This window comes from Marinobacter shengliensis, from assembly GCF_003007715.1.
Taxonomy (GTDB): domain Bacteria; phylum Pseudomonadota; class Gammaproteobacteria; order Pseudomonadales; family Oleiphilaceae; genus Marinobacter; species Marinobacter shengliensis.
On record NZ_PXNO01000027.1, the window covers coordinates 421,146 to 434,230 of the forward strand.

General features: G+C 59.2%; 9 protein-coding genes. 7 read left to right on the forward strand and 2 right to left on the reverse strand.

Annotated features, from left to right (window positions below; translation table 11 throughout):
* The first annotated feature begins 102 nt into the window (after positions 1-102).
* From C7H10_RS15080 to C7H10_RS15095, 4 genes are all read left to right on the forward strand, one after another.
* The gene (locus C7H10_RS15080) at positions 103-2,109 is read left to right on the forward strand and encodes a methyl-accepting chemotaxis protein (protein WP_106695516.1); all 2,007 of its coding nucleotides are present in this window, start codon (positions 103-105) and stop codon (positions 2,107-2,109) included.
* A 164-nt stretch (positions 2,110-2,273) separates the two neighbouring features.
* On the forward strand, positions 2,274-3,575 hold the full coding sequence (gene eno, locus C7H10_RS15085; RefSeq protein WP_106695517.1) for a phosphopyruvate hydratase: 1,302 nt from the start codon (positions 2,274-2,276) through the stop codon (positions 3,573-3,575).
* 28 nt (positions 3,576-3,603) lie between these two features.
* Positions 3,604-4,407, forward strand: coding sequence for a triose-phosphate isomerase (gene tpiA, locus C7H10_RS15090; RefSeq protein ID WP_106695518.1), 804 nt, complete (start codon positions 3,604-3,606; stop codon positions 4,405-4,407).
* A gap of 23 nt (positions 4,408-4,430) precedes the next feature.
* Positions 4,431-6,071, forward strand: coding sequence for an NADP-dependent glyceraldehyde-3-phosphate dehydrogenase (locus C7H10_RS15095; RefSeq protein ID WP_106696013.1), 1,641 nt, complete (start codon positions 4,431-4,433; stop codon positions 6,069-6,071).
* 15 nt (positions 6,072-6,086) lie between these two features.
* On the opposite strand, the gene C7H10_RS15100 is transcribed toward C7H10_RS15095, so the two are convergent.
* Together C7H10_RS15100 and C7H10_RS15105 are read right to left on the reverse strand one after the other, a co-directional pair.
* Positions 6,087-6,965 (reverse strand): aldo/keto reductase, encoded by an 879-nt coding sequence (locus tag C7H10_RS15100; RefSeq protein WP_244178296.1) that lies wholly within the window; start codon positions 6,963-6,965, stop codon positions 6,087-6,089.
* Positions 6,962-8,794: an alpha-amylase gene (locus C7H10_RS15105; RefSeq protein ID WP_106695519.1), complete on the reverse strand. Its 1,833-nt coding sequence runs from the start codon at positions 8,792-8,794 to the stop codon at positions 6,962-6,964. Before C7H10_RS15105 ends, C7H10_RS15100 begins: the two co-directional genes overlap by 4 nt.
* Before the next feature lie 263 nt (positions 8,795-9,057).
* On the opposite strand from C7H10_RS15105, the gene malE reads away from it, so the two are divergent.
* The 3 genes from malE to malG all read left to right on the forward strand — a co-directional run bounded on the left by malE (position 9,058) and on the right by malG (position 12,809).
* Positions 9,058-10,257, forward strand: coding sequence for a maltose/maltodextrin ABC transporter substrate-binding protein MalE (gene malE / locus C7H10_RS15110; RefSeq protein WP_106695520.1), 1,200 nt, complete (start codon positions 9,058-9,060; stop codon positions 10,255-10,257).
* A gap of 109 nt (positions 10,258-10,366) precedes the next feature.
* Positions 10,367-11,908, forward strand: coding sequence for a maltose ABC transporter permease MalF (gene malF, locus C7H10_RS15115; RefSeq protein ID WP_058089504.1), 1,542 nt, complete (start codon positions 10,367-10,369; stop codon positions 11,906-11,908).
* A gap of 10 nt (positions 11,909-11,918) precedes the next feature.
* Entirely contained in the window at positions 11,919-12,809 is an 891-nt protein-coding gene (malG, locus tag C7H10_RS15120) for a maltose ABC transporter permease MalG (protein ID WP_058089505.1), read from the forward strand.
* The last annotated feature ends 276 nt before the right edge of the window (positions 12,810-13,085 follow it).

Genomic DNA, 13,085 nt, shown 5'->3' on the forward strand with positions numbered 1-13,085 from the left:
TCAAGCATTTCAAGGTAGCCCCCTCCCCGGGGTGATCCTGCCGGCCCTTTTTCACCGTGTTTTTGCCGTCAGCGTCCGAGCTGGCGGAAGGGGTGAATAACAATGAATAGAATGTCCCTTGTTACCCGGCTGTACGTTGGCTTTGGCTTGCTGTGCCTGATCATGGCGTTGCTCGGCGGCTTTAACCTCAAGGTACTGTCGGCATTTTCCACCAATACCCAACAACTGACATCGGACGTCTTTCCTCTGGACGAGAGTATCCAGCACCTTGAAACCCTTCGGTCACAGACCGGTATCCTTGCCCTGGCGCTGGTCTCAGCGGAGACGGAAAGCCAGCTCAATGAAGAACAACAGGCATTAACAGTGCGGGTGCAAGCCATGCGCGAAGGCCTGCACAACCTGGTCAAAGGCACACTACCTTCGGACCTTGCCTCGGTTGCCGAATTTCGGTCAACGGCAAGCGATCGGCTGGCGTCCCTGGAGGCCTCGGTGACCACCCTGGCTGAACTCAAGACTTCTATATTATCCGTGGCCAGCGCGGTTGAAGCCGGGCTGGAATCCTTCCTGGCCAACAATGCGGAGATGAAACGACTGCTGGTGCGTGAAGGCACGGAGCCGGCCGGGCGCGACATTTACGTGCGCGATCTGTTCACGACCGTCATGGAAAACCTGACCACCATGGAACTGCTGATCATGCAAATGGTCAGCACGGACGACGCAGAGCGCCTGGACGCTATCGTTGAGAATCTGCGCTTCAATACGGTGACCATAGAGCAGGATATGAGCGCGCTGGCAGAGGAGGTGCCCAGGCTTGAGGGTCTGCCGTCTTTGATGGATTCGTTCCTTGCGTCCATCAATCAGGACGAGGGCATCATTAGCCAGTACTCCGGGTTCCGACAAAGCAAGCTGACGTTGGATCAGCGCATTGCTGACGTGGAGCTGAACCTGCAGGAGCTGGCATCGGAGCTGGAACAGCTTGGGACGGTGGTATCCGATGTGGCTGCAGCTACGGTCGTAAATCTTGATACCTCTGCCCAGACGGCGGTGCAATTGGTGATGGTGCTGTTGCCGGCCCTGGTGGTGTTTGCCGCTGTGGTCTCGTTCGTGCTTGGCCGGATGATCAGCCGGCCGCTGCAACAGACGCAGGAACACCTGGCCACCATGGCCAGTGGCGATTACTCGGAATCGCCGGATTTCCGGGCATCCGGTGAATTCATCGGCCTGAAGGCGTCACTGGCGCAATTGACGAGTGCCATGGGTACCGTGATTCAGAGCCTGCAACAGGCCGGTACCGACATATCCGTGATTGCCACCGACAACTCACGCTTCGCCCGGGATTTCAAGGATCGTACCCGACGGCAGTCTGATGATCTGGCAGCCATTGCCGCGGCGATGACACAAATGGAAGCCTCAGCCCGGGAAGTGGCGGACTCCGTGCGCACCACCCATGAGCTGGTCAGCGATGTTAACGAGCAGGTTGCGGATAACCAGGCGGCAGCCGAGCGTGGCATGGCCAGCCTGGCTGCCCTGCAGACCGATACCGAACGCACCGCTGCCAAGCTCCGGCAACTGGAGCAGGCATCGCTCGATATTGGCCGCATAACCGCGGCCATCGACGACATCGCCAACCAGACCAACCTGTTGGCTCTGAATGCGGCGATTGAATCAGCCCGGGCCGGCGAGGCCGGTCGTGGTTTTGCCGTGGTAGCCGATGAAGTGCGCGGGCTGGCGCAGAAAACCACCGATAGCACTGACACTATCCGGGAGCTGGTGGAGGGCCTCCAGCATGAGGCGGCCGAAACGGTGGCCTCCATGAACGCCAGCTTTGAACGCCTGGCATCCGTGCGCGATGTGATGGAGAGCGTTTCGGACGGCGCGGTTCGTATCCGCGACGCCATGGGCCAGATTCATCAGGGCGCGGAGCGCATCCGCCATGGTATGGATGAGCAGGAAAGTGTCAGCCAGTCGGTGGCGCAGCAGGTCAATGAAATCAGCGGCGCAGCCACCGAGAACCTGGACGGCATTGAGGAACTGGTGGCCACTGGTGAGCGGCTGGAGGCGTCGGTCAGTCACATAGAATCCCTGACCCGGCAGTTCAGGGTCGGCTGAAACTACCCAGTAATAGATCGGCCACGGTTGATATAACAAATCGATCTGTTACGGGGTCCTTTTTCGCTTGCGGATGTTCGTTTGCGAATATTATCATCAATAATGTGTTCGCAAAGAAAAACAAAAGTTCGAAAACAAATGATATTGAGTGCAGGAACAGTGCCATGCAACAAATAACAGCGATTTATGCCCGGGAAATTCTGGACTCCCGGGGATTCCCCACAGTGGAAGTGGACGTCGAACTGCGCAATGGTGTGGTTGGTCGTGGGAGAGCTCCGTCAGGCGCTTCCACCGGGTCCCGGGAAGCGTTGGAAAAACGCGACGGCGACCAGTCCCGGTATGCCGGCAAGGGCGTTCTGGGTGCGGTCGGGGCGGTCAATAAGCGCATTGCCCCGGCATTGATTGGCGAGTCGGTTCTTGACCAATTGGTGCTCGATCGAAAAATGTGCGATCTCGATGGCACTCCGAACAAATCTGAACTTGGTGCCAACGCCATTCTGGCGGTGTCCCTGGCGCTGGCCAACGCCGCTGCCAATTACCGCCAGCAGCCGTTATATCGCTATCTGGCAGACCTTTATGGCTGCTCCTCACCCAACATTTTGCCGGTGCCGATGATGAACATCATTAACGGCGGTGCACACGCTGATAATACCGTGGATATCCAGGAGTTCATGATTCAGCCTGTGGGGGCGCCCAGTTACGGTGATGCGCTGCGCATGGGGGCGGAGACCTTCCACGCTCTGAAAGCACTTTTGAAAAAACGCGGTCTGTCCACGTCCGTGGGAGATGAGGGCGGCTTTGCGCCCAACCTGTCGTCCAGTGAGCATGCCCTGGAGTTGATTCTTGAGGCCATTGAGAAAGCGGGTTACCGCCCGGGAACCGATATGGTGCTGGCACTGGACTGCGCGGCGTCGGAATTCTACATCGACGGCGAGTACCACCTGAAAGGCGCCGGCCGGCGGTTTGACTCCGAGGGCTTTGCGGATTACCTGCTGTCACTGGCCCGTCATTACCCGATTGCTTCGATTGAGGATGGCATGGATGAAAGCGACTGGGCGGGCTGGAAGCTGCTGACTGACAAACTCGGGGACCGGGTGCAACTGGTGGGCGACGACCTGTTCGTGACCAACACAGCCATTCTCGCGGAGGGCATCAAGCAGGACATCGCCAATTCAATCCTGATCAAGTTCAATCAGATCGGTACGCTGACCGAGACTCTGGACGCCATTGGCATGGCACATGATGCTGGCTACACCACGATTATTTCCCACCGCAGTGGCGAAACCGAAGATACGTTCATCTCAGACCTTGCCGTGGCCACCCGCTCCGGACAGATCAAAACCGGCTCTTTGTGCCGGTCTGACCGGGTCGCTAAATACAACCGACTGCTCTGGATTGAGCAGGATCTTGGCTCCCATGCGTTCTATCCGGGCGTTGGAGCCATTCGTTGTGCGCTGGATGCCTAAGCCCTCTGCAATCCAAGGGAGATGAGACATGAGAAAACCGATTTTGATTGGTAACTGGAAAATGAACGGTAGTCTGCAGGCGAATCAGGCGCTAATGGTGCGTTTGCTGCCCCGGTTGCGGCTGTTCCGGAGGGCGATTGATCTGGCCATATGTCCTCCGTCACCATACCTGTTCCAGGTGCGGGATCTGCTCGGCTACACGGGGGTCATGCTGGGCGCCCAGAATGCGGCGGGTTATGTGTCTGGTGCCTACACTGGTGAAAACAGTGCCACCATGTTGCAGGAAATGGGGTGCCGGTACGTGATTGTCGGCCACTCCGAGCGCAGGGTGCTGTTCCATGAAAGCAGTCAGGAGGTGGCGGCCCGGTTCCGGGCAGTTCTGTCTGCCGGAATGACTCCGATATTGTGCGTGGGTGAAAGCCTGACTGAACGAGAATCAGGTCTGACTTCGGTGGTCATTGAACAGCAGCTGCAAGCGGTGGTTGACGAGGTCGGCATCGCCGCCTTCGCGAATGCAGTGGTTGCCTATGAGCCTGTATGGGCGATCGGTACAGGCCAGACTGCCACGCCGGAACAAATATCCGAAGTTCATCAGAAGATTCGCAAGTTTGTAGCGGGCAGTGCTCCGGAAGCCTCCATCGATCTGGGCCAGGAACTGCGGATTGTATACGGCGGAAGTGTGAAACAGGCGAACGCCTATGACATTTTCAGCCTGGCCGATGTTGACGGTGGCCTGATTGGCGGCGCTTCGTTGCACGCGGATGAGTTTGGGGCAATCGCTGGGGCCCTGGCGGATGCGTCGGGAGTAACTGGGGAGGTGAGCGCTATATGACTCCACAGTCCGATACGGCGGTCATGGCCCCGTCGTACCCCTGGAATCGGGGCACCTTTTTCCCTCATGAATCCGACGTTCCCCGGAAATTCCGGGATGGTGGAGGCGTGTCGTTGGACCACATACTGATCCGGGGCGAACTGCGTCCCTGGTACGGTCAGTTTGCCGAAGTGTTCAGCCCGGTCAGTGTCCGGAGCAGCGAACCTGGCAAAACACCCAGGCCGTTGGTTGTCGGCCGGGCGCCTCTTATGGACGAAGAGGCGGCGATGGAAGCGCTCAATGCGGCCGTGGAGGCCTACGGTCAGGGGCAAGGAGCATGGCCGATCATGTCCGTGGCACAGCGAATTGAGCACGTTCAACGGTTTCTGGCGCGCATGCGCCTTGAGCGGGAATCGGTGGTTGAATTACTGATGTGGGAGATCGGTAAAACCTGGGCTGATGCCTGCAAGGAGTTTGACCGCACCTGTGACTACATCGAAGACACCATCCATGAGCTCAAGGTGCTGGACCGGCGTTCGTCCCGCTTCGAGATCGTCGGGGGTGTGGTGGCCCAGACCCGGCGCCTGCCGGTGGGCGTGGCCCTGTGCATGGGGCCGTACAACTACCCGTTGAACGAAACCTTCACCACGCTGATTCCCGCGCTGATCATGGGCAATACCGTGGTGTTCAAACCGGCCAAATACGGCGTTCTGCTGGTCGGGCCGTTACTGGACGCGTTCCGCGACTGCTTCCCGCCCGGGGTGATCAACGTGATCTTCGGCCGGGGCCGGGACACGGTCGGCCCTTTGATGCAGTCCGGCAAGGTGGACCTGTTTGCATTCATAGGCACCCATAAAGGCGCGTCGGCCCTGAAGCAGATGCACCCCAAACCCCACCGCCTGAAATCGGTGCTGGGGCTGGATGCGAACAACCCGGCCGTTGTCCTGGCGGATGCGGACCTGGATCTGGCGGTTCGCGAATGCGTGGCGGGCGCCTTGTCGTTCAATGGCCAGCGGTGTACGGCGCTGAAACTGTTGTTCGTCCACGATTCGGTGGCCGAGGCGTTTGTTGAACGGCTGTCCCGGGCGATCAGTGAGCTGGCCCCGGGTATGCCCTGGGAGCCGGAGGTATCGCTGACCCCGCTGCCGGAGCCCGGCAAAATCGAGTTCCTGACGGCGCTGGTGGACGACGCCAAAGCCCGGGGTGCTCGTGTTGTGAACCCCGGCGGCGGTGGCGTGAATGGCACCTATTTCCACCCGGCCCTGTTGTACCCGGTTACCCAGGAGATGCGCATCTATCGTGAGGAGCAGTTCGGCCCGGTGGTTCCGGTGGTCCGTTTCTCTGAGCTGAGTGAGGTGGTGGAACACGTGCGGGACAGCAACTACGGCCAGCAGCTGAGCCTGTTCGGTCGTGATCCGGAACAGATTGGCGCCCTGATTGACGTAATGGCCAACCAGGTGGGCCGGATCAACCTCAACGCCCAGTGCCAGCGCGGGCCGGACACCCTGCCGTTCAATGGCCGCAAGGATTCAGCCGAGGGTACCTTGTCGGTGTCCGATGCGCTGCGGGTGTTCTCGATCCGCACCACGGTGGCCACCAAGGCCAGTGAAGGCAATCAGGATCTGGTGACGGACATCGTCCGCCACCGGCATTCGACGATTCTGACCACAGACTATCTGTTCTGACCGGCAACCTGCGGTTCAGGCCACCCGGTGGCCACGGATGGCCTCCAGCAGGGCGAACCAGAGCGGGCGCGGCAGCACGGTCTGGCATCCTTTGAGGGCCGATTCAATCCGGCTGTCCCGGAGACTGCCGAGCACCGGTATGGGCGAACCCGGAATCGCGGCCAGCCAGGCGATGGCCAGCCCGGTGTCGTCCAGCCCTGTCTGCGCCCCTGCAGAGGCCAGCAAGGTGTCCGGTAGGGCCTCAGCCAGCCGGCCGCCGCCCAGCGGAGACCAGGCCAGCCATTTCAGATGGTCTGAGAGGGTGGCTTCCAGCAAGCCGTCGAACAGGGGCGCGCTGTGGCTCAGGGACAGTTCGCTCTGGTTGCACACCAGCGGCAGCCGCGTGTTCTTTTGCAACCAGCGCCACTGTTCCGGCAGGAAGTTGGACACCCCGATGTGGCGAACCTTGCCCGCCTCAACCGCATTCTCCAGGGCCCGGGCCACCGATTCCACTGCCATCAGCGGGTCGGGCCGGTGAATCAGGAAGGTGTCGATCTGTTCCATCTGTAATCGCCCCAGCGCCGCGTCGATCGCCGCAGACACATGCCCGCCCTCGGCGCGGTAGTGCTTGGTGCACCACACGCTGGTGTCCTGGTGACCATGCACAATGCCGGTTTTGGTGATTACCCTGAGCCGGTGTTTCAGGCCCGGGCGTCGGGCCAGGGCCTTGCCGAACAGGCGCTCACACTCGGTGTCGCCGTAGATATCGGCGTGGTCAAACACCGACAGCCCGCGGTCGAGCTGGCGCTCAATCCAGTCGGCCAGCGCGGCCGGCGCGTGCAGGTCCGGGTGATCCAGCAGGCGCATCATGCCAAGGATCAGGGGCGTATCCGGCAGGTAGGGGTTGGTGGTCACAACGAGTCACTCCCGAACGCGATGACCACCGTGTCATCCCCATGCTGTCGTGAGAACACATAAGGTTGCTGGCTGATCAGCTTATGCTCCCCGGCACCGATGGCGGGGTGGCGTTGGCGGAACTGGCCCAGAGTGCGCCAGTGGTTCAGGATGTCGGAAACCTCGCCAGCCTCTATGGCCTGCCAGTTCATGGCAGAGCGGGTGCCCTGATGAGAGTCAGAGCCGGTGGGGCCAAAGGCACGACCGGACTCGTCACCGTAGAACAGCTGGACTGCCCCTGGCGTGAACAACAGGGCGGCGGCCGCGCGTTTTTTTAGTGTATCGTCATCACCGGCAATCTGGGCGAACAGTTTGGTGTCGTGGGACGAAATGTAACTCAGCACATTGAACGGGTCATCGCCGTGCAGCTTACCGGCGTATTCGCGGTAGACGGGCTCCATGGCCTGCAGGCATCGGGCGCCTGCTTTGGCCTCTGCCTGCAGATCGAAGTTGATGACAGCATCAAAGCCTGCGTCAAAGTAGCCGGTCTTGCGAACCGAGTGCGGAAATACTTCGGCGACCATCCAGAATTCCTCGGAGGGCAGGGCAGTGCCGGGGTGTCTCTCTCGGTAATCGTCCAGGGCCTCCTGCGCCCGCGCTTTCAGTTCACGCCAGGCGTCGGGTTCTACATGCTTGGCCGTGTCTACCCGAAAGCCGTCAACACCGAACTCCCTTACCCACTCCGTGAGCCAGGTTATCAGGTACTCGCGAACGGTGGCGTTGTCCAGGTGTTCCGCCCTGCTGTTCTCTTTATTGCGCAGGAAGACGGGCAGCTCCACGGGCTTGGTCGATTCGGTCTTGAAGTCCGGCAGAAAGGCGAGGGAGCCACGTATCGGGTCGACGGATGCGCTGGGTGGCGTGTCGTAATCGGCGATACCGGCCCGCACCCAGTCTTTGCCCCACCAGTTACGCCAGTCCGCGTGGTCGTAATCGATGAAGGCGTGATAGGCATGATGGTTTTCCCAGGACTCCGGGCGCCAGTCACCCCAGTGCTCCGGCAGGTGTTTTTCAAAACCCGAGTGCAGGGCGCCAAAGTCAAAGGTCTGCATATCCTGAAGGGAGCTGTAGCCCGGGTGGTTCATCACCACATCCATGACCACCCGGATACCCCGTTGATGGGCCTGTTGCACCAGGGCCCGGAATTCCTCCCGGGTGCCAAAGTTGGCATCTGGCACCGTGAAGTCCAGGGCGTAGTAGCCATGGTAGCCATAGTGCCGAAAGTCGCCCCGGTCACCACCGCCAACCCACCCGTGCATCTGCTCGAAGGGTGGGGTAATCCACAGGGCGTTGACGCCCAGATCAGCCAGGTAATCCAGTTTCTGGGTCAGGCCGGCGAAATCGCCGCCATGGAAGGTGCCAATCTCGTCTTTTCCGTCTTTCTGCCGGCCATAGTTGATGTCGTTATCGGTGCGGCCGTTGGCAAACCTGTCGGTCACCGCGAAGTAGACGGTGGCGCCGGCCCAGGTAAAGGCGTGTACCGTCTCGTCTACCGGCTCCAGCAATAGAAGGCCCTCGGCATTTTCATCCGGAGTCATCGTAACCTGGCCATCGCGAACGCGGGCGGTGTTGCCGGTGTAGAAATCCCTTACCAGAGTACCCTCGGCAAAGGCCCCGCCGACCGGAATTACCAACTCAGTCCGGGCAGCCTCGCAGAAAACGTTGCTATCATTGAGCGCCGGAGGGCCGGGAATGGCCTGAGCCGGCCCGTCAACAGTGGTGGCACAACCAGTAAGCCCAAGAAAGGCAGACAGCAGAAACCGGCGTTTGAGCGGCAAAGAAATGTGAACCATGGCAAGGACTCCAGGTCGGATTGTCGTTGTTGTTGGGCACATCAAACCAGACTCATGGAGTGACGGGTAGAAGGAATTTTCTACTCCCTACTACTCCCCCGTTCTACGCCTCGGGGAATGATATAAGGGGTGATGCTTATTTCCCGGATTTGCAACACAGTTTGAACACTCGCAAAAGAAGGTTTTGCGGCAAGCCCGGCCAGGCGACCTCTTGGCAGGCCGGACAAGAACAAAAATGCAGGAACACACAGAGGAAAGACCTGATGAATCGTCGAACTTTTATTCGCAGCACGCTCGCCGCTTCGGTGATGGCCGCCACCCTGGGTGCCGGATCACCCGCTTTCGCTGGTATTGAAGAAGGCAAACTACTGATCTGGATTAACGGTGACAAAGGCTACAACGGCCTACAGGAGGTGGGCGACTGGTTCACCGAAGAGACCGGGATTCCGGTGGAGGTGGCTCACCCGGACAGCGCCACCGACAAGTTCCAGCAATCGGCCGCGACCGGAAACGGCCCGGACATTTTCATCTGGGCCCACGACCGTTTTGGCGAGTGGGCTCAGAGCGGCATTATTTCCGAAATCCAGCCCTCCCAGAATATCATTGATGCCAACTACGACTTCACCTGGGAAGCCGTTACCGTGGACGGCAAGATGTACGGCTACCCGATGGCCGTTGAATCCATCGGCCTGATCTACAACCGGGATTTGCTGCCGGAGCCGCCCGCCTCGTTTGAAGACATCCCTGCGATTCACAAGAAACTGGCAGAAGATGGCAAGCGAGCCATCCTGTGGGATTACAACAACACCTACTTCACCTGGCCGATGCTGGCCGCTGCTGGTGGTTATATCTTCGGCAACAATGGCGACGGTAGCGTTAACGTGAAGGATACCGGTGTTAACAACGACGGTGCCATGAAGGGTGCCAAGGCCCTGGCGATGCTGATCGAAGAGGGTGTCATGCCCCGTGGGGCAGATTACAGTGCCATGGAATCCTCGTTTAACAAAGGCGAGACGGCGATGATGATCAATGGCCCCTGGGCCTGGGCCAACCTCCGCAAGAGCGGTATCAATTTTGGGGTGGCCACCATCCCGGCCATTGATGGCAAACCTGGCAAGCCCATGGTTGGTGTGATGGCCGCCACCCTGAATTCTGCAAGCCCCAATAAAGACCTGGCCGTTGAGTTCCTTGAGAACTACGCGCTGTCGGTGAAAGGCCTGAAGATGGTGAACGACGATGTTCCCCTGGGTGCTGTGGCCAACAGGGAATTCATGGAGGAACTGTCCTCCGATGACAACATCAAGGCTACGTTCGAGAACGCCCGCTTGGGTGAGCCCATGCCTAACGTACCGGCCATGGGTGCGTTCTGGTCTTCCATGGGACCGGCACTTCAGAACATTACCTCTGGACGCCAGTCAGTGGAAGACGCCCTCAACTCCGCGGCCCAGCGCATTACCCGCTGATCGCCTGTGATTGCGCCGCGGCAGGATAATACCTGCCCGGCCTGTCATGCCGGACCCTGAGTGATGAAGCCGTTGCCCCGAGGCGACGGCAACCTACAGGCTGACTACAATGATAACGGAAACCCTGTCTCCTTCCGCGACTGATAGCAGACACTCCATGACACGAGTATTCCTGAAGTGGGGCACGCTGGCGGCATTGCTGATAGCGGCGCTCTACCTGATCCTGGCGTTGTACGCCCAGCGCGAATTTGTGTTCGCCATGTTGTTTCTGGTACTGACCGCCTCTGCCGTGGCAGTGTTTGTCAGCCGGAAACTCTATGCGCATCGTTACATATTTCCGGCGGTCGCCGGTATGGGCGTCTTTGTGATCTTCCCGCTGATGTACACAGTGGGCATCGGTTTCACCAATTACAGCGCCAGCAATCTTCTGAGCTTTGACCAGGTGAAAGAAAACCTGCTTGGCCGGACCTATCAATCCGAGTCGGTTCGCTATGACTACCAGCTGTTTCAGACGGATCAAGGCTATGTCCTGTACCTGGACGGCGTCCATCAGGACCTGGTGTCGCCCCCCATTGAACTGGGCACGGAAGAGTCCCGTTTTCCGGTATTGCCATCGGCGGACCTCCCGGAGGGCGAGCCTCTGGCCATCCGCGACATCATCCAGCTGCGGAGCGACCTGTCGAAGCTGAAGCTGGTCACCGAAGATGGCCGGGAGCTGAGCCTGGCGAGCCTGCGCTCCTTCGCGGCGATACACAGCCGGTTTACGCTGCACGATAACGAAACCCTGACCAATAACGAAACCGGCGTGACCTACTTTCCGGACCACGAGACGGGGTTCTACCGTGACGCCGATGGCAATGCCATTTCTCCGGGCTGGACAGTCAATATTGGCTGGGACAATTATCTGAAAGTGGTGAGCGACCCCAGTATTCGCGGGCCCTTTTTGCAGATTTTTGTCTGGACGCTGTCGTTCGCCCTGGCGACGGTGGTGTTTACCCTGGCGCTTGGGCTGGTGCTGGCCAATCTGCTGCAGTGGGACCAGATTCGAGGCAAGGGCTTTTACCGCACCATGCTGATATTGCCTTATGCGGTGCCCGCCTTCATCTCGATTCTGGTATTCAAAGGTCTGTTCAACCAGAACTTCGGGGAGATCAACCTGGTTCTGGAAGGATTGTTCGGTGTTCGCCCGGACTGGTTCAGTGATCCGGCCCTGGCCCGTTCGATGATTCTTATCGTCAACACCTGGCTGGGTTATCCCTACATGATGCTGTTGTGCATGGGCCTGTTGCAGGCTATCCCCCGGGATCTCTATGAGGCTTCGGCAATGGATGGAGCCGGGCCCATCAGCAATCTGTTCAACATCACTCTGCCGCTGATTATCAAACCGCTAACGCCGTTGCTGATTGCCAGTTTTGCGTTCAACTTCAACAACTTTGTTCTGATTGCCCTGTTGACCGGTGGCGCACCGGATATTATCGGAGCCAGCACGCCCGCTGGCACAACCGATTTGCTGGTGAGTTACACCTATCGCATTGCATTCCAGGATTCCGGGCAGAATTTCGGGCTGGCGGCTGCCATCGCCACAGCGATCTTCCTGGTGGTTGGCGCGCTGTCGCTGATCAACCTGAAACTGTCCAAGGTCAAGGTATAAGGAGCTTCCCATGGCGATGGTTCAACCGCGCTCCACTAAATACCGTGTGCTGGCATCCCATCTGGGCATGCTGGCATTTATCGCGGTGATTCTGTTCCCGCTGCTGATGGTGATTTCCATCTCCTTCCGCAGCGGTAACTTTGCCTCCGGTAGCCTGTTGCCGGAGAATCCCTCGCTGGAACACTGGTATCTGGCGCTGGGTATTCCCTACACAGACGACGCCGGCATTACTACCCAACCGCCGTTTCCTGTGCTGCTCTGGCTCTGGAATTCAATCAAGGTGGCGGTGGTTTCGTCCATTCTGATTCTGGCATTGTCTACCACCAGTGCCTATGCCTTCGCCCGCATGCGGTTTGCGGGCAAAGGCGCAGTACTCAAATCCATGCTGATCTTTCAGATGTTCCCGCCGGTGCTGTCCCTGGTGGCGCTGTATGCGTTGTTCGACCAGATCGGCAATCATGTCAGCTGGCTGGGTTTGAATACCCATGGTGCCGTCATCGTGGCCTCTCTGGGCGGCATGGCGCTGCACATCTGGACAATTAAAGGCTACTTCGATTCCATCGACCGGTCACTGGAGGAAGCCGCCATCGTTGACGGTGCCACCACCTGGCAGGCATTCCGCTACATCCTGCTGCCGTTGTCTGTGCCCATTCTGGTGGTGGTGTTCATCCTGGCGTTCATCATGACCATCATGGAATACCCGATGGCCTCGGTGCTGCTGGTGGATACCAACAAGCTGACCCTGGCGGTGGGTGCTCAGCAGTACCTGTACGAGCAGAACTACCTGTGGGGCGACTTTGCCGCGGCGGCGGTGTTGTCTGGTCTGCCGATCACCGTGATTTTCCTGTATTGCCAGAAGTGGATTGTCGGCGGGCTGACCGCCGGTGGTGTCAAAGGCTAGCTTTGTTGTTGCTCTCAGGGCCCGCGAGGGCCCGCTCTCCCAGGCCGTAGCGGAAGATCCCGCACGGCTTCCTTACGCGACCTGCGTCTTCCCGCGTTATCTTTCGCGACCCGGTCAGAGTTATCCCCCCTGCTGACCGGGCTTTTTTTTTGTGGACTTAACAGGATGGTGCACAGGCCCTTGAGTCCGGTTGCCTATCGCCTGATGTAGCGCGCCCATGTGGGAGGCCCTTTCCAAAACCGTGCGGAGCCAGGGATGGCGGAGCCGAGCGTACAG